This is a genomic window from Actinosynnema sp. NPDC023794, assembly GCF_040639675.1.
Lineage (GTDB): Bacteria > Actinomycetota > Actinomycetes > Mycobacteriales > Pseudonocardiaceae > Actinosynnema > Actinosynnema luteola.
In genome coordinates this window covers 182,257-208,896 of record NZ_JBFAFR010000001.1, presented here as the reverse complement: position 1 = coordinate 208,896, position 26,640 = coordinate 182,257, and the positions used below count along the sequence as shown (strand labels likewise).

Sequence of the window (26,640 nt, the reverse complement as noted above, 5' to 3'; positions counted from 1 at the left end):
AGGTCCGGCCCGGGGCGTGCTGGAGCAGGTCGTAGGCGTCGTCCCGTTCCGCCAGGCGCTCGGCCGACGGGTGTTCGGTCCGGGATGTCAGGCGGATCACCCGGCGCGGACTCCCGCACCCGGAGTGATGCCGCGACGGCCGGGTGACCGGACACTGGAGGAGCGAGGGCCCGCGGGGTGCTCAGGCGACGGTGTCGATCGCGGCCAGCCGCGAGCGGACCACCAGCACCTCGGCGGTGCGGTGTTGCGAGTGGTACAGCTCCAGCGCCTGCGACCAGGCCTCACGCGCCTGGTCGTGCTGCCCCAACGCGGAGTGCGCCTGCGCCAGCAGGTCCAGCGTGCTCGCCTCCTCGCCGCGGTCGTTCAGGCTGCGCAGCACGGTGATCGCCGCGCGGAAGTGGTCGACCGCCCGCGCGTGGTCGCCGGTGCGGTGGGCGATGTGGCCCAGGCTGCTCAACGTGTACGCCTCACCGTCGACGTAGCCGACCCGCCGGTGCAGCGCCAACGCCGCCGTGCAGTACTCCGCCGCACGGGTCAGGTCGCCGAGCGCCGCGTGGTACCAGCCGACGGAGTTGAGCATGTTCGCCTCACGGGTCCGGTCGTCCAGCCCCCGGTAGAGCTCCAACGCCTCGTAGGCGTGCGCCAACCCGCGTTCGCTGTCGCCCTGCTGGTCCCACGCGGCGGCGAACGCCTCGTGCGTGCGCGCCTGGCCCGCGACGTCGCCCGCCCGGTGGAACTCCTCGAGCGCCCGGTGCAGGTGCGCCAGCCCGTCGCGGTGCTCGCCGACGTCCAGCAGCGCCACGCCGAGCCGCCGGTGCGCGCGGGCCTGGTCGCCCGGGTCGTCCAGGTGCTCGACGGCGGCGACGGCGGTGCGCCACGTGACGAGGTTGTCCCGGCGGTGCCGCTGCCGGTAGTGGAACGTGTGCATCACCCAGCCCAGCCGCCACGTCGTCGTGTGCCTGCCGTGCCGCGCGGCCAACTGCTGCGCCTCCATCAGGTTGGCGTGCTCGACCTCGAACCACGTCACCGCGCGGGCAAGGTCGGGCAGCGGGTGCGGCGCCACGCCGGTGACCGGGCGGCCGATCACGATCGGCGGCCGGTACGGGTCGAGCACGCGTTCACCGGAGTACGCGGTGTGCAGGTAGAAGTCGAGCAGCCGGGTCGTCGCCTCGTGGCGCACCGGCTCAGCCAGGTCCCGCGCCGCCTGCTCGGCCGCGTACAGCCGCACCAGGTCGTGCATCCGGTACCGGCCCGGCGAGTGCTCCTGCACCAGGCTCTCCGCCTCCAGGTCGCGCAGCCGCACCCGGGCCTCGGCGGTGGACGTGCCGATCAGCGCCGCGGCGGCCGGCAGCCCGATGTCCGGTCCCGGCGCGAGGCCGAGCAGGCCGAACGCGGTGGCCGTCCGCTCCGCCAACGCCCGGTAGGACCAGGAGAACACGGCCCGCAGGTTGGCCTCGGCGTCGTCGATGTTGAGCGCGTCCAACCGGCCCGTGTGGTCGCGCAGCTCGTCGGCCAGGGCGGACAGCGAGAACTCGGGGTGGCTCGTCGCGCGGGCCGCCACGATGCCCAGCGCCAGCGGCAGGCCCGCGCAGAACGCGACCAGGTCGTCCACCGCGCGCGGGTCGGCGGCCAGCCGGTCCGCGCCGAGGTGCCGGGCGAGCAGGTTGCGCGCCTCGCCCTCCGGCAGCACGTCCAGGTCGACCTGGCGGGCGCCGTGCGCGGTGACCAGGCGGGTCAGCCGGCGGCGGCTGGTGATCAGCACCGTGCACGTCGGGCTGCCCGGCAGCAGCGGCACGACCTGCGCCGTGTCACGCGCGTTGTCGAGCACCACGAGCATGCGCCGACCGGCGATCACGCTGCGGTACAGGCCGGCCTGCGCCTGCGGGTCGGTGGGGATGGTGGCCGGCGCGACGCCCATGGCCTCCAGGAAGCCGCGCACGGCCGCCTCCGGTGGCACCGGCGAGCCGGTGGGGTCGAAACCGCGCAGGTCGACGTGCAGCTGACCGTCCGGGAACAGGTGCAGGTTGCGGTGCGCCCAGTGCAACGCCAACCACGTCTTGCCGATGCCACCGGCCCCGCTGATGGCCGAGATCACCACGGCGGCGGGCTGCGCCGCGAGCGCGGCCGTGACGTGCGCCAACTCCCGCTCCCGCCCGGCGAACCTGGCCGGGGGAGCGGGCAGCTGCCGGGCCACCGGCTCGTCGTGGGCGCCCGCGCTGTCCGACGTCGCCATCGCCCACAGCCGGTGCAGCTCGACCAGCTCGGCCTTGGTCGCGCCGCAGGCCCGCGCGATCCTGGCCACCACCTCGAAGTGCTCCGGCACGGCGAGGCCCTGGCAGAAGCGGTGCAGCCCGGAGCTGCTCAGCCCGGTGCGCTCGCCCAGCGTCCGGTAGCTGCGCCCGCTGCGCCGCTTCAGCTCGGCGAGCGCGCGCGCGAACGCGTCCACGTGCCCCGATAACGACATTCCCCGCCCCCTCGATCGCCCAGCGTCCCACAGGCCGTCCCACCGGTCCACGTCCTCGCAGGTCAACGGATCCGCGGTGTCCCAGCGTCCCGTTCCACTCGCGCCGCCGCGCGCCGGTCCGCCACCGTTGACCAAGACGGACCGCCCGACCCGGTGCTCTAGGGGGACCCGGGGTCGCCGGCCCGTCGACGACACCCTGCGGCGGGTGTCTGAGGGGGGCGTCCGACCGCGTCGACGAACGCGACGCGGTCGGACGGGTGAGGTGGCTCACGGTGGTGTTGCCGACGGACTGCCCGACCGCGGCGTCGACTGCCATGATGGGGTGCCGAGCCTGGAGGTCGCCGTGTCCGATCGTCGCGACGACATAGAGGTGAAGATCCCCGACGTGACGGCCGTGCCGCTGCGGGACCTCGCCGCCGTCCCCGTCGAGGCGCTGTCCGAAGCGCTGCGGCCGTTGCTCAGGAGGTCCCTGGTGGGTGCGGAGGTCCAAGAGCAGGCCGACGACGACTGGCCGCCGGAGGAGTCGGATCCACGGCGGTGAGCTCGGCCAGGTGCTGTCGGGTGCGCTCCGCGACCGGCGCGGCGGTCTCCGCGGGCAACGCCTCGAAGATCGCGAGCGCCTCGGTCCAGCACCGCGCCGCCTCGTCGTCCCGGCCGAGTCGCCGGTAGGTGATGCCCAGGTCCTTCAGCACGCTGCCCACCGCGTGGACCGCGCCGAAGTCACGGAACGTCCGCAACGCCTCCAGGTGGCAGTCCACCGCTTCGGCCGGTCGGCCGGCCACCCGGTAGGTGACGGCGAGGTTCGCCATGGTCCGCGCGTAGCCGTGGCGGTCGGCCATGTCCGCGACGATTCGCAGGTTGCGCTGGTGGCACTCGATCGCCTCGGCTACGAGGTTCATCTCCCGGTAGGCGATGCCGAGGTGGTCCAGCACCCGTCCCTCGATCAGCGGCCACCGGTGCTCGCGGGCCAGGGACAGGCATTCCAGGTGCAGTGCGACAGCCTGGTCGAGCTCGCGCCGACGCCGGTGGACGACCGCCATGTCGTGCAGCGCCTTGAAGTACGAGTGCGCGTCGCCCGCCTCGTGGAAGAGCGCGGTCGCCCATTGGTGACAGGCCATCGCCCACTCCAATCGGCCCGTGTTGCGGAAGCGCTGGCCGAGCCGGTTGAGCGAGCGGCCGAACAACCGCCGGTCGCCCAGTCGCCGGGCCAGGGACATGGCGTCGCGCAGGTAGCGCATCGAGAGTTCCGTGTGCAGCAGCTGGCCGTGCCCGACGCCGAGTCCGTGCAGCAGTCGAGCCTCGCCTGCCCGGTCACCAGTCCGCCGGGCGACCGCCAAGGCCAGCTCATGGGTGGTGATCCACTCGCTCCAGAGCTTGTGCAGGGAGAAGTACTCGACGAGACCGCTCGCCATCCCGATCACGTGCGCGGAGTGGCCGGTGGCGTGAGCCAGCTCGATCACCGGTACCAGCTTGGCGCGTTCGGCATCGACCGCCCGCACCGCCGCGGTGCCCGCCCGCACCTCGCCGTGGTGGTCAGTGGTGGCCCGGACTGCGGCCAGGTAGTGGTCGAGCAGCCGGACGACCGCCCGGTCACGTTCCGGGTCCTCAGCGGCTTTGTTCCGCACGTACAGCCTGACCAGGTCGTGCATCCGCCAACGCCCCGCGGACCTGCCGGGCTGCACCAGGTGCGCCGCCCGCAACCGCCGGATCAGCCGCGCCGCGGTGGCGCGGTCGGTGTCGGCGATCGCGGCAATGGTGTCGAGGGCGACGTCGGGTCCGGGGTCGAGAGCGGTGAGGCGGAGCAACCTGGCTTGGTCGGGGTCGAGATGCGCGTAGGACAGGTCGAACGCGGCGCGCACGGCGAGATCGTCGTCGTAGTCGAGCTCGCGCAGCCGCTGGTGGCCGTCGGCCAGCGCTTCGGCCAGGTCGGTCATGGCCCGCTCTGGATCGGCGACCAGCAGGGCCGCCGCCACGCGCACGGCCAACGGCAGCCCGCCGCACAGCCGCGCGACTTGTTCACAGGCCGCGAGGTCGTCGGTGCGGGTGTCGCCGGGGTTGCTCATCAGCAGTACCTCGACGAGCATCCGCACCGCGTCCGGCACGTCCAGGACGTCCAGGTCGAACAGTCGTGTGCGATCGAGACCGGCCAGCCGGTGCCTGCTGGTGATCAGCACCCGGTGCCGGGGGTCGCCGGGCAGCAGCGGGACGACCTGGTCGGCCCCGGAGACGTTGTCCGCCACCACCAACATCCGCTCGCGCCGGGTGAGCAGTGAACGCCACAGCCTGACCCGGTCCGCCTCCTCCTGCGGGATGTGTTCGCTCGCCACGCCCAGCGCGCCCAGCAGCCCGGCCAACGCGGTCGAGGGCGTTACCCGCTGGTCGTAGCCGCGCAGGTCGGCCATCACGACCCCGCCCGGGAACCAGCCGGCGGCGACCGCGCGATGTGCCGCCGCGACGGCCAGCGCCGTCTTGCCCACGCCGGGCAGCCCGCCAACGGACCACACGAGCACCGGGTCCGTCGACTCGGGGCGCAGCGCGGCGGTCAGCCGGGACAGCTCGGCCTCCCTGCCGACGAACACGGCGAGCGGCGGCAGTCCCGCGACTGCCGTCGGTCGTGCTTGCGGCGCGGTCACGGTCGCGTGACCGACCTGCACGACGTCACCGACGACGTGCCCGGCGACGACGTTGCGCACTTCGGTCACGTCGTCAGGTGTACCAGCCGATCAAGTGCGGTGTGATGTCGTTCAAGACGGTCGACACCGGTGTCGGCGATGTCGCCACGGCGATCAGCCCGGCGGACGCGGGCAGGAACGCCGCGTGCACGGCCGGCACGTGGGCGCTCTGAGGGGCACGGTGAGCCGCGAGGAGTTGCCGGGCACATGAGGTCACGGCCCCACGTGCACGTACGGCACCCAGCTGGTCGGCAGCGTGTCCCAGCCCCGGGCCCGCATGTCCCGCACGGCCTCGTGCAACGCGAACGCGGCGCGGTCGGGTGCGGCCGACGCGCCGAGGTGCCCGTAGAAGCCGCGGGCGACCTCGCCGGCGGTGGCGTCGTGGATCGGCCACAGGGTCGCCACGACGTGCCGGTACCCGGCGAGGTTGAGCCCCGCGCCCAGGTGCAGCGACTCGTCGGGCAGGTCGCCGCCGCTCGCGGTGTCGCACGCCGACAGGTAGGCGAGCTCCGCGCCGAGCCGCAGCCGGGACACGTCGGCGACCGTCAGCCGCTCGTCGTGCAGCAGGAGGCCCGAGGCCGACGGCCGGGACGGGTCCACGACGCCGTGGCAGGCGAAGTGCGCGTGGCCGTGCCGCGGCAGGTCGGCGAGCACTCGGTCGCGCACCGCGTCGGCGGAGCGGCGCACGGTGCACCGACCGGGTGACAGCTCGGCGAGCGCGGCGACCTCCGGCTCGACGTCCAGCGGCACGGCGCCCCGCACCTCGGGGACCGCGACGACGAGCACACCGTCGCCCTCGGCCGGTTTCCCCTCGCGCGCCAGGGAAAGCGCCCGGACCGTCGGCGTGTACGACGACACCGTGAGGTCGGGCACGGACGCCGGTGTGCCGGGGATGCCCGCGGCGTGCAGCGGCAGCCGGGTCAGGGCCCCGGTCGGGCACCACCACAGCCGGGGCGCCGCGCCGACGTGCGCGAGCACGGGCTCGGCCACCGCCTGCCACAGCCACGCCAGCACGTCGCTCAGCACCGCGTTGTGCGCGACGACACCGGCGAGGTCGTGCGCGGCGTGCGCCGCGGCGGCCAGTTCGTCCGCGCGTTCCGAGGCGTCGTGCGCCGTCAGGCCCGGCAGCGGCACCACGTCGACCCCGTCGGGCGTCATGACGAGGGCGTCGCAGCGCAGCGCGCTCACGTTGACGATCACGATCGGCCCGTCGGCCGCGGCCCCCAGCAGTTCGGCGCACGGCCGGGGCCGCAGGAAGTCGGCCAGCCCCGGGAGCCCGCGGACCTCGGCGACGGTCTCGTCCCACTGACGGGCGAGCGCCATGCGGTGGTCGAGCGCGACGGGCGTGGGATCGAGGTCGTCCTTCGCCGGAGGCTCCTCCAGGCCGTCGCGCAGCTCCTCCAGCCGCCGCGCGAGGTCCGGGCGCACACCTCGGAGCGCGAGGAAGTCCGTGCGCAGGTCCAGCAGTTGCGACCAGAGCACGGATCGGCCTTGCTCCAGCAGTTCGACGGCGCGCTCCGGCCGACCGGCCGCCAGCGCGGTCGCGGCGGCGTCGGAGGCGACGCCCACGAGGTCGAGCAGTTGCCGTTCCCGGTCCTCGCGGTGCAGGCCGTGCCACGCGAGCACCGGGAACAACGCCACGGCCTGCTCGTAGCCCGCCAGCGATGCCGCGACGTCGTGCTCGGCGACCGACACGGCCCACAACCGCGCCGCCTGCACCCGCACGATCGCGGGCGACGTGCCCGAGGCCGCCGCCGACAGCGCGCCGACGGCCTCCGCGAGGTCGGCCGGGTCGTGCCCGGCCCGGTGCCTGCGGACCAGCACGAGGCCGAGGTTGTGCAGGTGCGTCGCGTGCCTGGTGTCGCCCGCCGTCGTGCGCTCGGCGCACTCCCGCAGCAGGGCGACGGCCTCGTCCAGGTCGCCTGCCTCTCCGGTGACCAGGAAGCGGTCGGCGAGCGAGCCACCGAGGTTCGACAGGTAGCGCACCCGCCGCGGGTTGTCCGGCCCGACGAGCGCCAGCGCCTCGCGTTGCGCCTCGACGGCGAGGTCGAGGTCGGTCGGGTCGCGCCGGACGTGGTAGCGCGTCGCGGCGGCCTTCGAGAGGTTCGTCAGGGACGAGACGCGCGTGGGCGACCCCACGTCCGCGGCGGTCGACTCGGCGCCGGCGCGCACGGCCTCGTCCAGGTGTCCGAGGTCGCCGGTGACGTGGTAGAGCTGCTCCAACGCGTTGCACAGGTTGGTCAGGTACTCACCCCGGCGCGAGTCCGTCGTGGCGACCGACGCCAGCGCGGCGCGGTGGGACTCGACCGCCTCCACGACGTCGGCCACGGCGCCCGTCCGCTCGTGCCGGCGGATCAACGCGCTGCCGAGCTGGTTCAGCGCCGCCGGACCCCGGCCGGACGTGACCGCGACGCAGCGCCGCATCACCGCGACCGCCTCGTCGAGGTCGGCGGGGGAGCCGCCGAAGTCGTAGGCGGTGATCAGCGCGCTCCCGATCGCGCCGAGCTGGGTGGCCGCCATCCCCGCGGGCACCTCGGCGCCGGTGATCTCGCGGGCGATGGCCGACGCCCGCGCGGCGGACTCCGGGTCGCCGTGCCGGTCGTGGCGGAAGAGGTGCGCCTGCACGAGGTTGGCCAGGTACATCAAGCGCTCGGGATGCCATTGCGGCATGCGGGCCGCGGCCGCGGTGAACAGCTCGATCGCTTCGTCCAGGTCCTCGTCGCCGCCGAACCGCCGCGCCCGCTCCATGAGCGCGGCGGCGAGGCTGTTGAGGTGGTCGGCGTACCCGAACTGGTCCGGCGGGAACGTCTCGATCGACGACCGGTGCCGGCGGATCGCCTCGTCGAGGGTCGCCGCGTCGCTCGTCTGGCTGAACGACTTCCGGTAGGCGTTGCCGAGCATCAACCGCGCCCTGGCGCGCACGTTCGCGTCATCGGTGTCCACCGCGGTCAGCAGCAACTCGATGGCCTCGGCCAGCGCGCCGGCCACCACGCCGGAGTCGTGCGCCGAGATGAGCACGCTCGCCAGGTTCGTCACGCAGAAGTCGGCCAACATCCGCTCGCCGCGCGCCGGACCGAGGGCGGCACGCCCCGCCGCGATGCCGTCCGCGATGTCACGCGGGTCTTCGAGCCGTTCGAACCGGCCCAGGTGGGCGAGGCACAACCTGGTGTGCGCCAGGGCGAGCAGCGGCCCTTCGGCGAGGTCCGCGGCGCGTCGCAGCACCTCGATCGCCTCGTCGAAGTCGGCGGTCGCGGCGCCGTTGCCGCCGCGGAAGGTGAGCGCGCCGCCCAGTTCGCCCAGTGCGTGGACGTGCAGCGGCTGACCGGGCCGCGTGGCCTCGACCCCGAGGCGGTACAGGGCGATCGCGGTGTCCGGCTCCTCCAGCCGCACGTGGTCGCCCAGGTCGACGAGCAGGTCGGCGGCCAGGCCCGCGGTGAGCGCCCGGATCTCGTCGCCCGGGTCGAGTTCGCGCAACGCCCGCGACATCTCCTCGATCAGCAGGCGGGCGGACTCGGGACCGGGGCTCGTCTCGTACCGCACGGCCCGCAGGTTGACCAGGTTCATCAACGCCACCGGCCGGTAGCGCCACTCCGGTCGCGCCACCGCGAGGGAAGCGGTGAGCACCCGTTCGGCTTCGGCGTGGTCCGGGCTGCCGGGCGCGTCCCGTCGACCTCGCCGGGTCAGGAACGCCCCGAGTTGGCACAGCACCGCGCCGTGGAACTCGTCGCCCGCGGGCAGCCTCGCGACGGCCGCCGTCATCGCCGCCACCGCGCGATCGAGGTCGAGCCGGTCCTCGGTCGCGTCGAACCGGCGGGAGAAGGCGCCACCCAGGCTGTGGAGGAAGTGCGGGTCGAACTCGTCGCCGCCGGGGTCGCCGCCGTCCAGCAGGTCGAGCGCGGCCACCAGGTGGTCCGGCAACGCGTCGGGGTGCTCCGCCCGCACCGCGAGGAACCGGTCCAGGTAGGCGGACACGACGTCGGCGCCGGGATCGCCGGCGAAGTACCGGCACCAGCACAACCACGCCACGGCCGCGAGTGCGTCCGCGTCCCCCACGTCCGGGAGCGCGCCCGCTTCCTCGATCGCCTCGGGCGCCAGGACCGGGTCCGCGTCCCCGTCGTCGAGGAAGGCGTCGACCCGCCGGAAGATCGACTCGATCAGTTGCTCGATGTCCACACGTCCTCCCTGAATGGGGTCGCACGCCGCTGACCGCTCGTTACTGCCGGTATCGTCCCGGTCCATGACCGGTCAGCCGTGGCTCTACCGAGTGCTCGTCGACCCCGGCGCCACGCGCTCGGGCGCGCCGTGCCTGGACCTGCCGGCCGGGACGGGGCCGGTGGACGCCGCCCGTGCCGCCGCGACCGTCTTCGCCGCGGACGCCGCCGTGCCGGCGCTGGTGCTGCGCGTCGCGGACGGCGAGGTCGGCGTGACCACCCGGGAACACCTGGGCCGGCTGGGGCGATCGGCCCTGCGCGGGCTGGGCGAGGGCGACGGCGCGACCCTGCCCGGCGAGTCCACGCGGTACACGTTGCTGCGCTTCGCCTGCGGGACGTGCGAGACCACGGCCTACCGCGTGCACGTCGGCATGTACGGCGCGCCGGGCTGCCCGAACGGTCACGGTCCGATGGAGGCCGCGCCGTGACGCTCGCCGGTCTGGCCAAACCGGCGGGCGAGGGGTTCTCGCCGCGCTTCGTCGTCGTGAGCTACCTGCCTTCGCTCGCGGCGGCGGTGTTCCTGCTCCTGCTGGTCTGGGCGGGCGCGCCCGGTCCGCTGACGTGGTCGCGCGCGTGGAAGACCGCCGCCGGGCTCGGCGCGGGCGAGGCCATCGGCCTGGCGGTGGCGTTGGCGCTGCTCGCCGTGGCGCTGATGCCGTTGCAGCTGACGATGGTGCGGCTGCTGGAGGGGTACTGGCCGCGGCTGCTCACGCCGCTGGACCGCCTGCTGCGGGTGGTGCAGCGGTGGCGGCGCGGCAGGCTCGAGAAGAGGGCCGAGCTGCCCGGCGACGCCGAACCGACCCCGGCCCAGGTCCTCGCCGCCGGCCTCGCGGGCACACAGCTCGAACGGCGCTACCCCGACGAGGAGCACGTGCGCGCCACGACCCTCGGCAACGTGCTGGCCGCCGCCGAACAACGGGCGGGCGCGAACTACGGCTGGGACGCCGTCGTCGCGTGGCCGCGCCTGTACCCCGTGCTGACCGACCAGGTGCGGGCCGTCGTGGACGCCCGGCGCGACAGCCTCGACGGCACCGCCCGGCTCGCGTTGACCGGCGCGGTCACCGCGGTCGCGTCCGCCGCCCTGCTGGCCCGCAGCGGGTGGTGGTGGCTGCTGGCCCTGGCCCCGTTGGGCGTCGGGTGGCTCGCCTACGCCGGCGCGGTGCGCGCCGCGGTCGCGTACGGCGAGGCGCTCGTCGTGGCCTTCGACCTGGGGCGGTTCGCCCTGCTGACCGCCCTGCACCTGCCGCTGCCCCGGACGAGGGCGGACGAACAGCGCCTGGCCGGGGGCTTGTGCCTGCAGTGGCGGCAAGGCGTCCAACTCCCGGACGAGTACGACCACGGCGACGACCCGCCTAGCGCGGCGTGATGCCGTTCAGGACGGTGGCGACGAGGGCGTAGACGTGGTCCGCCGGCACGTCCACCGGCTCGGTCAGGCCCCGGTAGACGCGGGGGAGGACCAGTTCGTGGCACGCGCCGACGACGAGCGTGGCCACGGCGCGCAGGTCCGTGTCCGGGGAGATCCGGCCGCGGTCCCGTTCGGTGCGCAGGTAGTCGACCAGGGCGGTGTGCAGGCCGCGTCCGTCGGCCATCGGGTTGGGCAGGGCGTCGAACCGGGCGAACACCTCGGGTTGGCCGATCAGCCCGGCGAACGCGGGCAGGAACGCCGCGTGCACGGCCAGCGCGTGCGTCACGAAGGCGTGCAGGTTCTCCGCCAGCGTGCCGTCGGTGTCCGGCCGGCCGATGCGCCGCTCCACCTCGCGGACGTGCTCGTGCAGGGCCAGCGCGAGCAGTTCCTCCTTGTCCGCGAAGTGGTTGTAGAGCACGCCGACCGCGACATCGGCCGCGCGGGCGATGTCGCGGACCGTGAGCCCGGCGGTGCCGCGTTCGGCGATGAGGCGCGTGGCCGCGGCGATCAGGTGGTCGCGCAGGCTCACGTCGCCGTCACGCAGTGCTGCTGCTCGTCGCGGTGCCATCGCCGTGCATCGTATGCGGTAGGTGGAGGTCGAAGCCGTGGGCCGCGGCTTCGCTCAGGAACGCCTCCGGGTCGACGACCTGGTCCACGTGCCACACGCCGTGAGGCAGGGCGGGCAGCAGGTCGACGAGCAGCGCCGCGACGACACCGGTGGCGCGGCTCTGCCGCCTCCCGCTGAACGCGCACGTCACCCCGCCCGCCGACACCGCGACCGCAAATCCGTCGCCGCCGACGCGCGCCTTCGCCAGCGGCCCAGCCGGTGCGCGAACCGCGCGGCGGCGGGCAGCAGCGCGGTCGTCAGCCGGGAGTCGGGGCACAGCCCCGTGCGCACCCGGTCCACGTCGAGCGTGTCCGGCAACGTGCGCTGGTCGGAGAACGGGAACCCGTGCACGGTGCGCGTGCCGTAGGGCGCGGGGAACTCCACCCGCCAGGACGGGCCCAGGTCGGCGAGCCCGTCGAGCGTCCACGCGACCGCCGCCGCGCCGTGCCGCTCCCCACCGCCCAGCAGCACGCCGATCTCGACGTCACGGCCGCCGCCTCCCCGACCCACCGCGCCGTAACCGCCGAGGATCACGACCCTGGCCACGGTCAGGCCCTCGCGATGACGAGCCGGGCCGTGCCGCGCAGCCGCACCGCGTCACCGTCGGCGTGCGGTGCCAGCGCGGCGGCGACGGAGGCCCGGATGCCGTCCACAGTGGACGGTGAGGCGCCGCGCAGGGCGAACCGCACCGGGCCCCAGCCCATGAGGAACTCCGTCGCGTCGGCGACGTCGCGGCCCCACACCTGGTCCGCCTCCACCGCTTCGGCGGTCACGTCGGTGAAGCCCGCGCCGGTCAGCACCCGGTCGATCACGGCCGGGTCGGACAGCGACAGCGGTCCGGTCTCGGTGGACGTGGACATCGGTGAGCCGCCGAACGCCGCGAACACCTCGGCCAGGTCGCCGAGGTCGCGCATCGACAGGAACGCCAGCCGCCCGCCGGGCCGCAGCGCGCCGCGGATGTTGGCGAACGCGGCGACCGGGTCGGCGAAGAACATGATCCCGAACCGGCTGACCACCACGTCGAACGCGTGCGGCGGGAACGGGAAGACCTGCGCGTCACCCTGCGCGAACGTCACGTTCGGCGCGCCCACGGTCGTCATCCGCGCGCGGGCCAGCATCGGCCCGGACAGGTCGACGCCGGTGACGTGCGCGACGTGGGGCGCGATGAGCCAACTGATCCGGCCGTTGCCGCAGCCGATGTCGAGCACCCGGTCGTCGGGCGAGAGGTCGGCCGCGGTGATCAGCACGTCGTTGAAGCCGGCGTTCACGGCGTCGTAGCGGTCCTGGTTCTCGGCCCAGTGCTTGCCTTCGTACCCGTTCCACGCCTCGGCCTGGTGGGTGTTGACGATCTTCGGCACGGTGCTGCCCCCCCGGTAGTGAACGTGTGTTCATGAACAACTGTTCACAACGGAACCCGGTGTTGTCAAGAGCGGGACGCCGGCTATCGTCGCCGCCATGACCGTGGTCCGCTCGTTGCTGTTGTTCGTGCTGGCCGCGTTGGCCGAGATCGGTGGCGCGTGGCTGGTGTGGCAGGGCGTGCGCGAGCACCGCGGCCTGCTGTGGATCGGCGCGGGCGTGGCGGCGCTCGGCCTGTACGGGTTCGTGGCGACGTTGCAGCCCGACGCGCACTTCGGCCGCATCCTGGCCGCGTACGGCGGGGTGTTCGTGGCCGGGTCGCTGGCCTGGGGCGTGGTGGTGGACAAGTTCCGGCCCGACCGGTGGGACTACGCCGGCGCGGTGATCTGCCTGGTCGGCGTGGTCGTGATCATGTACGCGCCGCGCCCGTGAGGGTCCCGGAGGCGCTGACGGCGTCGTACCACCGCACCGAGTGGGGACGGGCGTGGCTCGCCGCGCTGCCCGGCCAGGTCGGCGACTTCCTCGACCGGTGGGAGTTGCGGCCGGACGGGTCGGTCGGCAGCGGCATGGCGTCGCTCGTGCTGCCGGTCGTGCGCGCGGACGGCACGCCCGCCGTGCTCAAGCTCCAGCCCGTCACCGAGGGGAACGCCGCCGCGCCGATCGGCCTGCGCACGTGGGACGGCGACGGCGTGGTCCGGCTGCTCGCCGACGAGCCGGGCGCCATGCTGCTGGAACGGCTGGACGCGAGCCGTCCGCTGTCCTCGGTGGACGACGTGGTCGCCCTGCGGGTCCTCGCCGACCTGCTGGCCCGACTGGTCGCGGTGCCCGCGCCGCCGGGCGTGCGGCGGCTGGCCGACCTCGCGCGCGCCATGCTGGACCAGGCGCCGGGCGCCGTGCCGGCGCTGCGTTCGGCGGCCGACCGGGACCTGGTGCGGACCTGCGCGTCCGCCGTGGCCGAGGTGGCGGGTGAGGCGGGCGACCGGCTGCTGCACTGGGACCTGCACTACGACAACGTGCTGGCGGGCGAACGCGAGCCGTGGCTGGCGATCGACCCGGAGCCGTTGGCCGGCGATCCGGGCTTCGACCTGCTGCCCGCCCTGGACAACCGCTGGGACGCCGTGGTCGCCACGGGTGACGTGCCGCGAGCGGTGCTGCGCCGCTTCGACCTGCTGACGTCCACCCTGGACCTCGACCGCGACCGTGCGGCGGCGTGGACGCTGGGTCGGGTGCTGCAGAACTCGCTGTGGGACGTGGAGGACGGCGAGACCGCGCTGAACCCGGTCCAGGTCGCCATCGCCACCGCCCTGCTCGGCCGAACCTGATCGGCCATCGTCGAGTCGCGATGCGTGCCAAGACAGCCGCGGGCGGCGACCGGAGGTCTGGTCGCCGCCCGCAGGCCCCGTTCAGCCCACTTCTCCGGTGCCCTCCGGCGCGCCGGCCAGCCACACCAGGTGGGTCCGCACCCCGCGAGACCGAGCAGAAAGCTCGAAAACCTGCCGAGCTCGCTCGGGGCTCTGAGAGTTCAGGTGGAAGTCGCCTTCCACCGAGTTGACGTCGACGCGGTCTGAGTACGCCAGGCCGTAGCCCGCGACCCGGCTGTCTTCCCATTCGCCGTACTCCTCCACGATCGCGAACAGCCGCGGGGCCTGCTCCTTGGCGATCAGGTGCAGGAGGTTGGTGAACTGGTCCTTGGTCCACAGCGGCTGCGCCACCATGTCGGGGCTGGGCTCGTCCAACTCGTTCACGCGCTCTTCCTCTCGACGCTGTAGGTGGGGGCATGCATCCCGGCCTCCATGACGTGTGCCTCACGGCTCAGCAGTACCGACGGCATGGGCGGTCGGACGAGGAAGTAGGCGAGTGGCATGGTGGGGAAGGCCAACACCGGCGTCGGGAAGGCCGCGAACCAGGGATTGTCGGCCAGCGTCATCGTCAGGGACTCGGCGACCGCGAAGGCGCCAGCCTCCGTGCCGGTCACGGTAAGAACGTTCGGTATGTGCAGGCCAGGCGTCGACCACCACTCGCGCACCAACGCGGCGTCAGTCGTTGCTTCCTCGATCGGCCGCAAGCAGGGACTGGTGACCTGCCGTTCGTCCACCGGGTCGGCGAAGTGCCCGTCACACCAGACAGCGCCAGGTACGACCGGCCACCCCAGCGCCGCGTAGTCCAGTGCTGCGGTGAGTTGTTCGGTTTGTGTTGTCGTGGTCGACATGGGTGCCCTTCTCGATGCCGTTGTGTGGAAGCAACCAGCGCCGAAAGTAGGACGCAATCGCTGCACAGGAGGTGAGGAGTAACGCCGGTAGCGATACGCCCTTGGTCATCTCCGGCGCTGATCCCTGTAACAAGGGTGGGCGTTAGACCGTTTGGGCGGAGTCGCCCCGGAAGGGGGCCATATGGCGGGGAGTGACCAGAAACAGGGGCCACAATGGTGACGTCCCGCCTGCTCGCCCGTCAGGATGATCCTATGCACGAGCCGACGAGCATCGGGGAGCTGCTGCGCCGGCTCCGCGCCGGCGCTGGGCGCTCACAGAGCGAGCAAGCCGATGTGCTGTCCGGACGTGCCGGTCGTGCGGTCACTCGCAATGAGGTGTCTCGCTGGGAGGCTGAAAAGCGCATGCTGACGCCGTACTGGCAACAGCATTACGCCGACAGCTTCGGTATTCCCGTGGACATTGTGAAGCGAGCGGTTGCGGCTGCCGAGGCCAAGCGTCGGCTCGATCAGCGAGAGCACCACGGAGGGGATGACGTGCAGCGGCGAATATTCCTTGGAGCGATGGCCGGATTGGCCGTGACCCTGCCGAGCGTCGCGCAGCCGGCAGTGGGCTCCCGGCTGGGCATGAGCGACGTGCAGGCAATGCTGGCACGCACTGCCAGACTCCGGCGCCTGGACGACTACCTCGGTGGCGCCGACACCGCTCATCTTTATGCCACTGAGCTGGCAGCAACCACGAAGCTGATGCGCGAAGCCGGCTGTACGGCCGCGGTCCGGAAGGCGGGTACGGCGGTCATCGCCGAGCAAGCGCAACTTGCCGGGTGGGCGGCTTTCGACGCCGGGCTGCACGATGTGGCGAAGCAGCACTACCTGACCAGCTTCGCGGCGGCCAAGGAAGCCGACGACTCCGCACTGGCCGGCAACGCCCTCGCGTGCCTTGCTTATCAACGGGTGACCGTCGGCAAGCCGGACGTCGAGACGGCGGCAGCCGCGTGTGCCATCGCGGTGCGGCACGCCACGCCGAAGGTGCGAGCGTTGTTGCTGGACCGCATGGCTTGGACGCACGCGGTCGCCGGTCAGGGCGACGCGGCCGACCGTGCCCTGGCTGAAGCGGCAGAGGTCGTCCGCCGGCGTGATGACCGCCCCGAACCCGATTGGGTCTTCTGGGTGGACGACGACGAGATCCGAATCATGGCCGGACGGTGTTGGACGCAGCTCCGGCGACCTCTTCGCGCCGTACCCATTTTGGAGGACGTGCTCAGCCGCTACGGCGACACCCATGCGCGTGACAAGGCCATCTACCTGACGTCGCTCGCCCACGCCTACCTCGATGCGGGGGAGGTGGAACAGGCCGCGACGGTCACCGAGCACGCGGTGCGATTGGCAGGCGGAGTGGGGTCTGTGCGGCCGGCCGAGAAGATCGAGAAGGTCGTGCGGCGGTTGAAGCCGCACCGCTCGCTGCCGGTTGTGTCCACCGTCATCGAGGCCGCGGGGCTCCTGGCTACCGCGCAGCGCTGACCGTCCGGCGCAGCCAGGCGAGGTAGTCCTCGGAGGCCGCGGCCAGCGGTAGGGCAGTCACCTCCGGGTTGTCCCACGGGTGTTCACGCCGCAGGTGCGCCTCCAACTCCGGGTAGCGCTCGGCCGTGGTCTTCAGCACCACCTGCCACTCTTCACCCTCGCCCTGTTCTCCCAGGTGCCAGAAGAACGACAGCACCGGGCCGGACACCTGTGCGCTCGCTGCCAGGCGAGCGGCGACGGCGGAGCGCGCCAGGTTCGTGGCGGTGACGCGGTCGGCGGCTGTCGTGGTCACCTGGAGGAACTCCGTCATGACCGTCAGGCTAGGTGGTTGCCCGTCTCCCGGTGCGCAGGCGCCGGGAACGTCAGGCCGGTGGTGGGTTGCCGCGCGGGCGGAGGCGGCCCATCGGCAGTGGTGGGGCGGGGAGGCGGTCGCCCGGGTAGCCCTCGACCCGGCCGAAGCGCTCCGACTCGGCCTGCCACTGGTCGCGGTACCGCACGATTTCCTCGTGGGACCGGCCCACGAAGTTCCACCACATCACCAGGTCCTCGCCCAGCGGCTCGCCGCCGAGCAGGACCACCCGGGCCGAGGCCTCGGTGACGTTGGCCAGGTGCAGCACCGACTCGCCCGGTCCGACGTAACCGAGCGCGCCGCTCGCCAGCGCCGTGCCGCCGAGCTCCACCGCGCCGATGTCGACGAGCACGCCGTGCTCGAACGCCGGGTCCACGTCGAGAGCCACCCGCGCGCCGGGTTCGAGCACGAGTTCCGCGCCCAGCAACGGCGTGAACGTGCGCACCGGCGACGTCCGACCCGCGACCGTGCCGAGGAACACCCTGGCCGAAGCACCGTCCAACGCCACCGCCTCGGGCACGTAGTGCTGGAAGTCGCGCGGTGCGTCCCGGTGGGCGTCGGGCAGCGCGATCCACAGCTGCACGCCGTGCAGCACGGTCGTCTCCGGCGTCGACACCTCGGAGTGGCAGATGCCGTGCCCGGCGGTCATCAGGTTCAGCTCGCCCGGCCGCACCAGCGCGTGCACGCCGAGGCTGTCGCGGTGCTCGATCTCGCCGCTGAACAGCCAGCTCGCGGTCTGGAGGCCGGTGTGCGGGTGCGGCGCGACGTCCATCCCGCCGCTGACCGACACGTCGTCGGGCCCGTAGTGGTCGGCGAAGCACCACGCGCCGATCATGGACCGCGACCGCTGCGGCAACGTCCGCCGCACGGTCATCGCCCGCGGCCCGCCCAGCGGCACGTCGCGGGGGTCGAGGACCTCGACCGCCGCGACGCCGGACGCGCTCTCGCAGATCAACTCGGACGGGTGGGTCTCCACGTTGCTCATCGCGACCCCGTTCGGACGGCCATCAGGCCATCTTAGAGGCGCTCAGAGGCGCTGGTACTCCTCCCACGTCCGCTTCGGGCTCACCGCAGGCCCGTCGTCCGGTCCGCGGTTGGCCAGCCCGTTGAAGCCGAGGTAGTAGTCGCCTGCCTGGTTCCGCGCGCCGGTGGACAGGTCCGGGTCGCCCAGCGCGATCGCGTGGATGTGGTAGTCGAAGCCCTGCGCGGGTGTCCGGATCCACGCGGCGAACCCGACCTGGCGCAACACCCTGGCCACGTTCGTGCGGGTCGTCGCGGTCATGCCCGACACCGAGATGTCCAGCGCGCCGCCGCCGTCGTGGGTGCCCGCCGAGCCGGGCACGCCGCCCGGGTTGTACGAGCCCTGGGTGATGCCGAGCGTCCGGCCGAGCAGCCGTTCCGCTTCGACCAGCATCGCCTTCGTGCGGGTGTTCATCAGCGCGCTGTGGTAGGTCACGCGGCTGCCCGCCGACACCACGCGGGTGACGGTGTAGGTCGTCTCGCCGAGCAGCCGCAGCGACGTCGGTCCGGGCATGCCGGACGCGTCGAGCCCGGTGTAGCCGAGCGAGCGCTGGTAGGCCGCGTAGGCGTCGATCGTCCGGGTGCCGAAGTGCCCGTCCACGTACGTCGAGGCGAGGTGCCCCTTCGCGGCGAGCGCCCGTTCCACCAGTCGCACGCTGTCGCCGCTGCCCGGCGTGATCGCCGAGTCGGCCCGGCGCGGGTCGATCTGCGCGGCCTTGAGCACGGACTCCATGTCGACCACGGGCAGTGCGACGGCCTGGGGCGCGGCGGTGGCGGGCACCGCCAGGCCGACCAACCCGATCAGCGCACCGACCACCGCGACTCTGACGTTGACCACGTCCACCTCCGGTCGACTCCGACGAAGCGCAGCCAGTCAAGCGTGAACGGGCGGTTCTTGGCAACACCTCGTCGTAGTTGGTTGGATGTTGACGATTCGGTGCCGCGCTTCGTCCGCCGAGGGTCGTGGAGTAGAGTTCGGCGGGTTGGGGCACGAGCTGTCGGCACTCGGTCGGCGCGGTCCCCGATCCAGTCCGGCCGCATCCCAGGGCCGGGGACGGGAGCACCGGCTTGTCGCCGGACCATCCGTTCACATCATCTACCCCTAAGGCCCGCAGGCGCGCCGGTCCGATCCACCACGCTTTCCCCACGCGTGGCGCGGCCCTGCCGGCAGGGGAGGCGGGGTCGTCATGACGCAGACCAGACCTGGTCGATCACAGGGTGCCGCGGTCGGTTTCGCCGACGCGAGGGCCGCGGCCGACAGGGCCGAGACCGTGCAGCGCAACCAGGCCGCACGCACCGTCGCCGACAACTCGGTCGACGCGAACGACTGCCGCGAGCTGCTGCTGATGCTCGGCCTGCCCGACCCGCCCGCGGACGACGCGCCGGTGCGCACCCGCAACGAGCGGGCGCAGGACCAGCGCACGGCCGAGCACCGCGTGCCCGAGTACCCGTACCAGGACGCGCCGGTCGCTTCCTACCAAGCGGGAGCGCGCGACTAGGCAAGTGTCGCAAGTGGACGGTCGCGGGCTTCTTCGGCGGCAGTCCGCGGACGATTCGACGCGGCGTGCGGACCCCGCAGGGCTCGTCGACCATCGACCTAACTCGACCGGGTGAGTTGTCGGCTCGAACGCATCAACGGCCGACTACGGCGGTAGCCCACTTGTGGTGTGTCCACGAGGGACACCCGGAGGAGGTTCGAGCGCAGATGGGCATTGGCGACAAGTTCGACGACCTCAAGGGCAAGGCCAAGGACGCTCTCGGCCAGCACGGCGACAAGGCCGACGAGGGCCTCGACAAGGCCGGTCAGTTCGTCGACGAACGCACCGGCGGTGAGCACTCCGAGCACATCCAGAAGGGGACGGACAAGGCCAAGGAAGGCCTGGACCGATTCCGCGAAGGACAGTAGCCCGAAGACGACCAAGGGCCGCCCTCTCGATCGAGGGCGGCCCTTCCGTGCGTGGTCAGGACCGCGTGAGGCGCGAGGCGAGCAGCGCCTTGCCCTGCTCCGCGCCCTTGCGGCTCTCGCCCTGGGCGCGGCGGAAGAAGTCCGCCAGCTCGCGGTCGCCCGCGCGCTCGGCGTCGGCGATGTAGCTCTCCAGCCGCAGCGCGTTGCTCAGGCACGCCTCGACGAACCAGATGATGTTGTAGTCCTTGTCCTGCGTTCCGGTCACCTGACCGGTTTCGGTCGTGGTGGACACATGACCTCCTCACTAGTCGGCGCACCGGGGATACCCGTTTTCCACGCCCTGAACGCGGGGCCCCCGAGAAGTGCCGTGCCCCTGCGGGTCACCGCGCTGGTCGTCCCCGTTCGGCCGTCACCCGACAGAGGGACGAGCACGGTCCTTCAGCCGTCGAGCTCGGCCCACACGACCTTGCCGTCGGCGGTCGGGTCCGTGCCCCACGCCCGGCTCAGCGCCGCCACGATGATCAGCCCGCGCCCCCGTGCGGAGTCGACCTGCACGGGTCTTGGCTGGGGCAGCGCGGACGACCGGTCGGCCACCTCGATCCGGAGCCCGGACTCCGTCCGCGAGACGGTCAGGCCCACTGGTCCGATCGCGTGGTCCACGGCGTTGGACACCAGTTCGGTCACCACCAAGGCGGCGTCGTCGCCGGCATCCTCCGACAACCCCCAGGCCGCCGCCGCGTCGCCCACCACCTGACGGGCCCGCGCCGATGAACCCGCTGACGCGGGCAGCGTCACGGCCACCGGCGCTGCTGGCTCGTTGCGCACATCCGCTCCCCGTTGATCGGCCGTCACCGCATCGTCGCACATCCACCGGGCGCGGCACCGGGCGGTCGCGCCGACTGGCGTCCTGGCGACGTCCGGCGGCACGGCGGTGACCAGTCCGCCGGGACGCGGTATCGGCACAGGGCCCATCCGGTGGCTAGGCTCGTGCACCATGGAGTTGCAGGTGCGCAGTGAGGTGCGGGGCGACTGGACGGTCGTCGCGGTGTCGGGCGAACTGGACGCGGACACCGTCCCCGTGCTGTCCGACCGCCTCGAAGAGAGCACGGGCGCCAACGTCGTGGTGGACCTGAGCGGGGTGCCGTTCATGGACACGACGGGACTGTCCCTGATGCTCGACTGGCACCGCAGACTGGACGGCGCGGGCGGGGAGTTCCGGATGGCGTCGATGCAGCCCTCCGTGCACAAGCTGTTCCGGCTGACCGAGTTGACCGAGGTCATGCACATCCACGACACCGTCGAATCGGCCACGACGACCACGTGATCCCCGAGACCTTCCGCAACTCGCCGATACCACGCGACGAGGACTGGCTGGCCAACCTCCCCGCCGCCATCGAGCACCGCTTGGCGGCCTGGAACCTGCGCCCGGACGGCCAGGTGAGGCACGGTTCGCACGCCCTGGTCATCCCGGTGACCCGCGAGAGCACACCGCTCGTGCTGCGCATGAACGCGCCGAGCGAGGACGTGACGGCGCACATCGAGGCCCTGCGCTTCTGGCGGGGACGGGGCACCGTCCACCTCGTCGACGCCGACCCGAGCGCCGGCGCCATGCTCCTGGAACGCCTGGACCTGCACCACAGCGCCCTGAACCTCCCGTCCGAGGAGGCGATGGCGGTACTGGGCGTGATGGCCCGACGACTGGCCGTGCCGGCCCCGCCGACCGCCCGTTCGACGGCCGACCTGGCCCTCGCCCGCGCCGACAGCCTGGAATCCGACTGGTTGCGCCAGGGCAAGCCCTTCGACCGCGCCATCCTCCGCGCGGGGGAGAAGGCGGTGGAAACCCTCGTCACCACCACGTCCACGCTCGCGGTCAACGGCGACCTGCACTCGGCACAGGTCCTGGCCGGAACCCGCGAGCCCTGGCTGACCGTCGACCCGATCCTCCTGCGCGGCGACATCGCCTACGACCTGGCCAGGGTCCTCTGGACCAGGCTCGACGACATGCCCGACCGCACCGCGATCACCGAACACCTGGACATCGTCGTCGACGCCGCCAGCCTGAACCGCGACCAAGCCCGGAACTGGGTCGTCTTCCGCGCCATCGACTACTGGCTGTGGGGCCTGGACGCGGGTCTGACCGAAGACCCCATCCGCTGCCACCGCCTGATCACCGCCCTGACCTGACCCTCGACCCCGAACCCCCGGAACTCCCCGTCGGGCCCCGAGACCTCACACCCGACCACCCCACCACGGACCCGAAACCACGCATCGAGCCGCGCTCGACCCCGACCCGAACGTTCAACTCGGGGTGTCCGAACGTAGGACTCTCGCGCTCTGGACGTAGGACTCTCGCGTTGTGAGGGTTCGGCACGCGGGGGTGCGGGTCAGTCGGTCTGGTCGAGGCCCAGGTAGAAGGCGATCAGGCGCAGCAGGTGTTCGGTGTCCACCGGCTTGGTCACGTAGTCGGTAGCGCCCGAAGCCAGCGACTTCTCCCGGTCACCCTTCATCGCCTTGGCCGTCACCGCGATCACCGGCAGGTCGGCGTACCGCGACATCGCCCGGATCGCGGCCATGGTCGCGTTGCCGTCCAACTCCGGCATCATGATGTCCATCAACACCAGCGTCACGTCGTCGTACTGCTCCAACGCCCGCACACCGGTGATCCCGTTGTCCGCGTAGATCACCTGCAACCCGTGCAGCTCCAACACGCTCGTCAGCGCGAACACGTTCCGCAGGTCGTCGTCGACGATCAACACCTTCTCGCCGTGGAACCGCATCGGCGCGGGCGGCAGCTCCGACGGCGCGACCAGCTGCTGCGTCGGGTCGTCGGCGGGCGTCAGCAGCTCCGGCACGACCTCCGGCTCCACCGGGACCGGCGGCACAAGGCCCTGCTCCGCCAACGGCAGGTACAGCGTGAACGTCGACCCGACGCCCGGCTCGGACCGCACGTCCAACCGACCGTCGAGCAACGCCGCCAGCTCCCGGCTGATCGACAGGCCCAACCCGGTGCCGCCGTACTTCCGCGACGTCGTGCCGTCCGCCTGCTGGAACGCCTCGAAGATCACCGACAGCTTGTCCGACGGGATGCCGATGCCGGTGTCCTGCACGTCGAACGCGATCGAGCCCTCGACCACCCGGATCCGCAGCTTGATCTCACCGTCGTGCGTGAACTTGACCGCGTTCGACAGCAGGTTCCGCAGGATCTGCTGCAACCGGTGCTCGTCGGTGTGCAGGGTGGGCGGCACGTCCGGCTCCACCACGACCTCGAACGCCAGCCCCTTCTCCGCGGCCAGCGGCGAGGTCATCGCCTCGACGTACCCGACGACGTCGGACACGTGCACCGGGTCCGTCTGCACCTGCATGTGCCCGGCCTCGACCTTGGTCAGGTCCAGGATGTCGTCGATCAGCTGCAGCAGATCGGTGCCCGACGAGTGGATCGTCTTGGCGAACTCCACCTGCTTCGGGTTCAGGTTCCCGTCCAGGTTGTCCGCCAGCAGCTTCGCCAGGATCAGCAGGCTGTTCAACGGCGTGCGCAGCTCGTGCGACATGTTCGCCATGAACTCCGACTTGTACTTCGACGCCGACGACAGCTGCCGCGCCCGCGCCTCCAGCTCGACCGAACCGGCCCGCAGCTCCTCGGTCAGCCGCTGCGACTCCACCAGCAGGGTGTCCGTCCGCGCGTTCGCCAGCATCGTGTTCAGGTTGACGCCGATGTTCTCCTTGAGCTGGTCCAGCAGGTCCAGGTGCACCTCGGTGAACTCGCCGAACGACCCCAGCTCGATCACGCCGAGCGTCTCGCCCTGGAACACGATCGGCAGTATCACCAGGTTCGCCGGCGGCGCCGAACCGAGCCCGGAGCCGATCTCGATGTACCCCGGCGGCACGTCGGTGACCAGCACCGTCTTCTTCTCCACCGCGACCTGCCCGACCAACGACTCGCCACGCGTGAACCGCGTGGGCCGACCGCCGAGCGGCGTGTACCCGTAGGACGCGGTCAGGTCCAGGGCGTTCGACTCGGGGTCCGCCAGGAAGAACGCGCCGTGCTGCGCCGACACCAGCGGCGTCAGCTCGCTGATCACCAGCGACGCCATGGCGTTGAGGTCCCGGTGCCCCTGCATCTGGCCGGACAACCTCGCCAGGTTCGTCTTCAACCAGTCCTGCTCCTGGTTGGCGCGGGTGGACGCCCGCAGGTTGCCGATCATCCGGTTGATGTTGTCCTTGAGGTCGGCGACCTCGCCGGAGGCGTCGACGGTGATCTGCCGGGTCAGGTCGCCCGCCGTCACCGCCGTCGCCACCACCGCGATCGCGCGGACCTGCCGGGTCAGGTTCCCGGCCAGCTCGTTGACGTTCTCGGTGAGCCGCTTCCAGGTGCCCGAGACGCCTTCCACCTCGGCCTGGCCGCCGAGCTTGCCCTCGGTGCCGACCTCCCTCGCGACGCGCGTGACCTCCTGGGCGAACGAGGACAGCTGGTCGACCATCGTGTTGATGGTGGTCTTCAGCTCCAGGATCTCGCCGCGCGCGTCGACGTCGATCTTCTTGGACAGGTCGCCGAGCGCCACCGCCGTCGTCACCTGGGCGATGTTGCGCACCTGCGACGTGAGGTTGTTCGCCATGAAGTTGACGTTCTCGGTGAGGTCCTTCCAGGTGCCCGCCACGTTCGGCACGCGTGCCTGACCACCGAGGATCCCTTCGGTGCCGACCTCGCGCGACACGCGGGTGACCTCGTCGGCGAACGCCCGCAGCGTGTCCACCATGCCGTTGATGGTGTCCGCCAGCGCCGCGACCTCGCCCTTGGCCTCGACCGCGATCTTCTTGGACAGGTCGCCGCCCGCGACCGCCGTCGCCACCGCCGCGATGGATCTGACCTGCGTGGACAGGTTGTCGGCCATCACGTTGACGTTGTCCGTGAGGTCCTTCCACGTGCCGGCGACCCCCGGCACCCTGGCCTGGCCGCCCAGCCGTCCGTCGGTGCCCACCTCGCGGGCCACGCGGGTGACTTCGTCGGCGAACGAGGACAGCTGGTCGACCATCGTGTTGATGGTCGACTTGAGCTCCAGGATCTCGCCGCGCGCGTCGACCGTGATCTTCTGGGACAGGTCGCCACCGGCCACCGCCGTCGTCACCTGGGCGATCGACCGGACCTGGGCCGTCAGGTTGTTGGCCATGAAGTTGACCGAATCGGTCAGGTCGCGCCACGTGCCCGCGACGCCCGGCACCTGGGCCTGGCCGCCCAGCCGTCCGTCGGTGCCCACCTCGCGGGCCACGCGGGTGACTTCGTCGGCGAACGAGGACAGCTGGTCCACCATCGTGTTGATGGTGTCCTTCAGCTCCAGGATCTCGCCGCGCGCGTTGACCGTGATCTTCTGCGACAGGTCACCCCGCGCGACCGCCGTCGCGACCTGCGCGATGTTGCGGACCTGCGAGGTCAGGTTGCCGGCCATGAAGTTCACGGAGTCGGTCAGGTCCCGCCAGGTGCCCGCGACGCCCGGCACCTGGGCCTGGCCGCCCAACCGCCCGTCACTGCCGACCTCGCGCGCCACCCGCGTGACCTCGGCCGCGAACGAGGACAGCTGGTCGACCATCGTGTTGATGGTGGTCTTGAGCTGCAGGATCTCGCCGCGCGCGTCGACGTCGATCTTCTGCGACAGGTCGCCCTGCGCGACCGCCGTCGTGACCTGCGCGATGTTGCGGACCTGCGAGGTCAGGTTGCCGGCCATGAAGTTCACGGAGTCGGTCAGGTCGCGCCAGGTGCCCGCGACGCCCGGCACCTGGGCCTGGCCGCCCAGCCGTCCGTCGGTGCCCACCTCGCGGGCCACGCGGGTGACTTCGTCGGCGAACGAGGACAGCTGGTCGACCATCGTGTTGATGGTCGACTTCAGCTCCAGGATCTCGCCGCGCGCGTCGACCGTGATCTTCTGCGACAGGTCGCCCTGTGCCACCGCCGTCGCGACCTGCGCGATGTTCCGCACCTGCGACGTCAGGTTGTTCGCCATGAAGTTCACGTTGTCGGTCAGGTCGCGCCAGGTGCCCGCGACGCCCGGCACCTGGGCCTGGCCGCCCAGCCGTCCGTCGGTGCCCACCTCGCGGGCCACGCGGGTGACTTCGTCGGCGAACGAGGACAGCTGGTCCACCATCGTGTTGACGGTGTCCTTCAACTCCAGCATCTCGCCCGCCACCGTCACGGTGATCTTCTGCGACAGGTCGCCCTGCGCCACCGCCGTCGCCACCTGCGCGATGTCGCGGACCTGCTTGGTCAGGTTGTCGGACATGAAGTTGACCGAGTCGGTCAGGTCCTTCCACGTGCCCGCCACCCCGGGCACGACCGCCGTGCCGCCCAGCCGTCCGTCGGTGCCGATCTCGCGCGCCACCCGCGTGACCTCGCCCGCGAACGTCCGCAGCGTGGCCGTCATCGAGTTGAAGCTCTCCACCAGCACGGCGACCTCGCCGCGCGCGTCCACCACGATCTCCTGCGACAGGTCGCCCTCGGCGACCGCGGCGAGCACGCGGCTCAGCTCGGCGGTCGGCCTGGTCAGGTCGTCGATCAGGCCGTTCACCGAGTCGGCCGCCGTGGCCCAGCCGCCGGTCGAGGTGCTCGGGGCCAGCCGCTCGCCCAGCCTGCCCTCCTGGCCGACGGACTGCCGCACCCGGACCAGCTCGCCGACCAGCCACTGGTTGCGCTCCGCGATCTCGTTGAAGACCTCGGCCAGCTCGGCTGTCACCCCGTCGCGTGGCACCACGAGACGACGGCGGAAATTGCCGTCCTTCATCTCACGCATCGCGGTCAGCAGTCGGGACAGGGTCACGTCCGTGTCGTCCTGGGCGGTCGTCACACGAGCCTCCGATGTCAGCGGAACTGCGCCAAGCCTGCCACTGTTGGAGGCAACTTGTCCGATAGGTTGGGTCAACCCGACACACAGGAGCCG

Annotated in this window: 25 protein-coding genes; 10 read left to right on the top strand and 15 right to left on the bottom strand. The window is 72.2% G+C overall.

The annotated features are described in order from the left end of the window. Nucleotides 1-181: 181 nt before the first annotated feature. Nucleotides 182-2,464: an ATP-binding protein gene (locus tag AB0H12_RS00965; protein ID WP_499619847.1), complete on the bottom strand. Its 2,283-nt coding sequence runs from the start codon at nucleotides 2,462-2,464 to the stop codon at nucleotides 182-184. Nucleotides 2,465-2,922: 458 nt separating this feature from the next. Next, nucleotides 2,923-5,166 carry a tetratricopeptide repeat protein gene (locus AB0H12_RS00960; protein ID WP_499619846.1) on the bottom strand — a complete coding sequence of 748 codons (2,244 nt, stop codon included), beginning with the start codon at nucleotides 5,164-5,166 and terminating at the stop codon, nucleotides 2,923-2,925. An 8-nt stretch (nucleotides 5,167-5,174) separates the two neighbouring features. On the opposite strand from AB0H12_RS00960, the gene AB0H12_RS00955 reads away from it, so the two are divergent. Then, nucleotides 5,175-5,309: a hypothetical protein gene (locus tag AB0H12_RS00955; protein WP_499619845.1), complete on the top strand. Its 135-nt coding sequence runs from the start codon at nucleotides 5,175-5,177 to the stop codon at nucleotides 5,307-5,309. Between the two features lie 40 nt (nucleotides 5,310-5,349). Here AB0H12_RS00955 and AB0H12_RS00950 read toward each other — a convergent pair whose 3' ends face one another. Then, entirely contained in the window at nucleotides 5,350-9,309 is a 3,960-nt protein-coding gene (locus tag AB0H12_RS00950) for a CHAT domain-containing protein (RefSeq protein WP_499619844.1), read from the bottom strand. Between the two features lie 64 nt (nucleotides 9,310-9,373). Here AB0H12_RS00950 and AB0H12_RS00945 point away from each other — a divergent pair, with 64 nt between their 5' ends. Beyond that, nucleotides 9,374-9,775, top strand: coding sequence for a hypothetical protein (locus AB0H12_RS00945; protein WP_499619843.1), 402 nt, complete (start codon nucleotides 9,374-9,376; stop codon nucleotides 9,773-9,775). Beyond that, a complete protein-coding gene (locus AB0H12_RS00940) occupies nucleotides 9,772-10,713 on the top strand; it encodes a hypothetical protein (protein WP_499619842.1) in 942 nt (313 codons plus the stop codon). Before AB0H12_RS00945 ends, AB0H12_RS00940 begins: the two co-directional genes overlap by 4 nt. On the opposite strand, the gene AB0H12_RS00935 is transcribed toward AB0H12_RS00940, so the two are convergent. From AB0H12_RS00935 to AB0H12_RS00920, 4 genes are read right to left on the bottom strand one after another with little or no spacing between them, the layout of a single operon-like run. Next, nucleotides 10,700-11,320: a TetR/AcrR family transcriptional regulator gene (locus AB0H12_RS00935; RefSeq protein WP_499619841.1), complete on the bottom strand. Its 621-nt coding sequence runs from the start codon at nucleotides 11,318-11,320 to the stop codon at nucleotides 10,700-10,702. The genes AB0H12_RS00940 and AB0H12_RS00935 overlap by 14 nt on opposite strands. After that, nucleotides 11,289-11,525 (bottom strand): hypothetical protein, encoded by a 237-nt coding sequence (locus AB0H12_RS00930; RefSeq protein ID WP_499619840.1) that lies wholly within the window; start codon nucleotides 11,523-11,525, stop codon nucleotides 11,289-11,291. The genes AB0H12_RS00935 and AB0H12_RS00930 overlap by 32 nt, the downstream gene beginning before the upstream one ends. Further along, nucleotides 11,507-11,905 carry a hypothetical protein gene (locus AB0H12_RS00925; protein ID WP_499619839.1) on the bottom strand — a complete coding sequence of 133 codons (399 nt, stop codon included), beginning with the start codon at nucleotides 11,903-11,905 and terminating at the stop codon, nucleotides 11,507-11,509. Before AB0H12_RS00925 ends, AB0H12_RS00930 begins: the two co-directional genes overlap by 19 nt. 2 nt (nucleotides 11,906-11,907) lie before the next feature. Beyond that, a complete protein-coding gene (locus AB0H12_RS00920) occupies nucleotides 11,908-12,717 on the bottom strand; it encodes a class I SAM-dependent methyltransferase (RefSeq protein WP_499619838.1) in 810 nt (269 codons plus the stop codon). A gap of 97 nt (nucleotides 12,718-12,814) precedes the next feature. On the opposite strand from AB0H12_RS00920, the gene AB0H12_RS00915 reads away from it, so the two are divergent. Together AB0H12_RS00915 and AB0H12_RS00910 are read left to right on the top strand one after the other, a co-directional pair. Then, nucleotides 12,815-13,147 carry a YnfA family protein gene (locus AB0H12_RS00915; protein WP_499619837.1) on the top strand — a complete coding sequence of 111 codons (333 nt, stop codon included), beginning with the start codon at nucleotides 12,815-12,817 and terminating at the stop codon, nucleotides 13,145-13,147. Continuing rightward, on the top strand, nucleotides 13,144-14,037 hold the full coding sequence (locus AB0H12_RS00910; RefSeq protein WP_499619835.1) for an aminoglycoside phosphotransferase family protein: 894 nt from the start codon (nucleotides 13,144-13,146) through the stop codon (nucleotides 14,035-14,037). The genes AB0H12_RS00915 and AB0H12_RS00910 overlap by 4 nt, the downstream gene beginning before the upstream one ends. An 81-nt stretch (nucleotides 14,038-14,118) precedes the next feature. On the opposite strand, the gene AB0H12_RS00905 is transcribed toward AB0H12_RS00910, so the two are convergent. Further along, nucleotides 14,119-14,460 carry a hypothetical protein gene (locus tag AB0H12_RS00905; protein WP_499619833.1) on the bottom strand — a complete coding sequence of 114 codons (342 nt, stop codon included), beginning with the start codon at nucleotides 14,458-14,460 and terminating at the stop codon, nucleotides 14,119-14,121. Further along, nucleotides 14,457-14,924: a bifunctional DNA primase/polymerase gene (locus AB0H12_RS00900; protein ID WP_499619832.1), complete on the bottom strand. Its 468-nt coding sequence runs from the start codon at nucleotides 14,922-14,924 to the stop codon at nucleotides 14,457-14,459. Before AB0H12_RS00900 ends, AB0H12_RS00905 begins: the two co-directional genes overlap by 4 nt. A gap of 252 nt (nucleotides 14,925-15,176) precedes the next feature. On the opposite strand from AB0H12_RS00900, the gene AB0H12_RS00895 reads away from it, so the two are divergent. Next, complete coding sequence (locus tag AB0H12_RS00895) at nucleotides 15,177-16,442, top strand: helix-turn-helix domain-containing protein (RefSeq protein WP_499619831.1); 1,266 nt, start codon at nucleotides 15,177-15,179, stop codon at nucleotides 16,440-16,442. Here AB0H12_RS00895 and cutA read toward each other — a convergent pair. The 3 genes from cutA to AB0H12_RS00880 are packed head-to-tail and all read right to left on the bottom strand — an operon-like array spanning nucleotide 16,426 to nucleotide 18,649. Continuing rightward, a complete protein-coding gene (gene cutA / locus AB0H12_RS00890) occupies nucleotides 16,426-16,752 on the bottom strand; it encodes a divalent-cation tolerance protein CutA (RefSeq protein WP_499619830.1) in 327 nt (108 codons plus the stop codon). The genes AB0H12_RS00895 and cutA overlap by 17 nt on opposite strands. Nucleotides 16,753-16,804: 52 nt before the next feature. Next, complete coding sequence (locus tag AB0H12_RS00885) at nucleotides 16,805-17,776, bottom strand: pirin family protein (protein ID WP_499619829.1); 972 nt, start codon at nucleotides 17,774-17,776, stop codon at nucleotides 16,805-16,807. A gap of 42 nt (nucleotides 17,777-17,818) precedes the next feature. Further along, the gene (locus tag AB0H12_RS00880; protein WP_499619828.1) at nucleotides 17,819-18,649 is read right to left on the bottom strand and encodes a peptidoglycan-binding domain-containing protein; all 831 of its coding nucleotides are present in this window, start codon (nucleotides 18,647-18,649) and stop codon (nucleotides 17,819-17,821) included. A 349-nt stretch (nucleotides 18,650-18,998) separates the two neighbouring features. Between AB0H12_RS00880 and AB0H12_RS00875 the strand changes: the two genes are divergently transcribed. Beyond that, on the top strand, nucleotides 18,999-19,310 hold the full coding sequence (locus AB0H12_RS00875; protein WP_499619826.1) for a hypothetical protein: 312 nt from the start codon (nucleotides 18,999-19,001) through the stop codon (nucleotides 19,308-19,310). 206 nt (nucleotides 19,311-19,516) lie between these two features. Next, entirely contained in the window at nucleotides 19,517-19,717 is a 201-nt protein-coding gene (locus tag AB0H12_RS00870) for an antitoxin (protein ID WP_230569698.1), read from the top strand. 55 nt (nucleotides 19,718-19,772) lie between these two features. Here the strand turns inward: AB0H12_RS00870 and AB0H12_RS00865 are convergent, their stop codons facing one another. Further along, nucleotides 19,773-20,009: a hypothetical protein gene (locus tag AB0H12_RS00865; RefSeq protein WP_499619825.1), complete on the bottom strand. Its 237-nt coding sequence runs from the start codon at nucleotides 20,007-20,009 to the stop codon at nucleotides 19,773-19,775. Nucleotides 20,010-20,155: 146 nt separating this feature from the next. After that, complete coding sequence (locus tag AB0H12_RS00860) at nucleotides 20,156-20,542, bottom strand: ATP-binding protein (RefSeq protein WP_499619824.1); 387 nt, start codon at nucleotides 20,540-20,542, stop codon at nucleotides 20,156-20,158. A gap of 169 nt (nucleotides 20,543-20,711) precedes the next feature. Between AB0H12_RS00860 and AB0H12_RS00855 the strand changes: the two genes are divergently transcribed. Both AB0H12_RS00855 and AB0H12_RS00850 read left to right on the top strand, forming a co-directional pair. Then, on the top strand, nucleotides 20,712-21,041 hold the full coding sequence (locus tag AB0H12_RS00855) for an STAS domain-containing protein (RefSeq protein ID WP_499619823.1): 330 nt from the start codon (nucleotides 20,712-20,714) through the stop codon (nucleotides 21,039-21,041). Next, nucleotides 21,038-21,901, top strand: a complete 864-nt coding sequence (locus AB0H12_RS00850) for an aminoglycoside phosphotransferase family protein (protein ID WP_499619822.1) — start codon at nucleotides 21,038-21,040, stop codon at nucleotides 21,899-21,901. Before AB0H12_RS00855 ends, AB0H12_RS00850 begins: the two co-directional genes overlap by 4 nt. 200 nt (nucleotides 21,902-22,101) lie before the next feature. Here AB0H12_RS00850 and AB0H12_RS00845 read toward each other — a convergent pair whose 3' ends face one another. Next, nucleotides 22,102-26,547: a hybrid sensor histidine kinase/response regulator gene (locus AB0H12_RS00845; RefSeq protein WP_499619820.1), complete on the bottom strand. Its 4,446-nt coding sequence runs from the start codon at nucleotides 26,545-26,547 to the stop codon at nucleotides 22,102-22,104. Nucleotides 26,548-26,640 lie beyond the last annotated feature (93 nt).

Bases quoted from the DNA above. Each gene is read 5' to 3' on its own strand.
- AB0H12_RS00870 (WP_230569698.1), top strand. From the start codon at position 19,517: ATGGGCATTGGCGACAAGTTCGACGACCTCAAGGGCAAGGCCAAGGAC.
- AB0H12_RS00885 (WP_499619829.1), bottom strand. From the start codon at position 17,776: ATGAGCAACGTGGAGACCCACCCGTCCGAGTTGATCTGCGAGAGCGCG.
- AB0H12_RS00935 (WP_499619841.1), bottom strand. From the start codon at position 11,320: ATGGCACCGCGACGAGCAGCAGCACTGCGTGACGGCGACGTGAGCCTG.
- AB0H12_RS00855 (WP_499619823.1), top strand. From the start codon at position 20,712: ATGGAGTTGCAGGTGCGCAGTGAGGTGCGGGGCGACTGGACGGTCGTC.
- AB0H12_RS00875 (WP_499619826.1), top strand. From the start codon at position 18,999: ATGACGCAGACCAGACCTGGTCGATCACAGGGTGCCGCGGTCGGTTTC.
- cutA (WP_499619830.1), bottom strand. From the start codon at position 16,752: ATGACGGAGTTCCTCCAGGTGACCACGACAGCCGCCGACCGCGTCACC.
- AB0H12_RS00895 (WP_499619831.1), top strand. From the start codon at position 15,177: ATGCACGAGCCGACGAGCATCGGGGAGCTGCTGCGCCGGCTCCGCGCC.
- AB0H12_RS00915 (WP_499619837.1), top strand. From the start codon at position 12,815: ATGACCGTGGTCCGCTCGTTGCTGTTGTTCGTGCTGGCCGCGTTGGCC.
- AB0H12_RS00945 (WP_499619843.1), top strand. From the start codon at position 9,374: ATGACCGGTCAGCCGTGGCTCTACCGAGTGCTCGTCGACCCCGGCGCC.
- AB0H12_RS00900 (WP_499619832.1), bottom strand. From the start codon at position 14,924: ATGTCGACCACGACAACACAAACCGAACAACTCACCGCAGCACTGGAC.
- AB0H12_RS00965 (WP_499619847.1), bottom strand. From the start codon at position 2,464: ATGTCGTTATCGGGGCACGTGGACGCGTTCGCGCGCGCGCTCGCCGAG.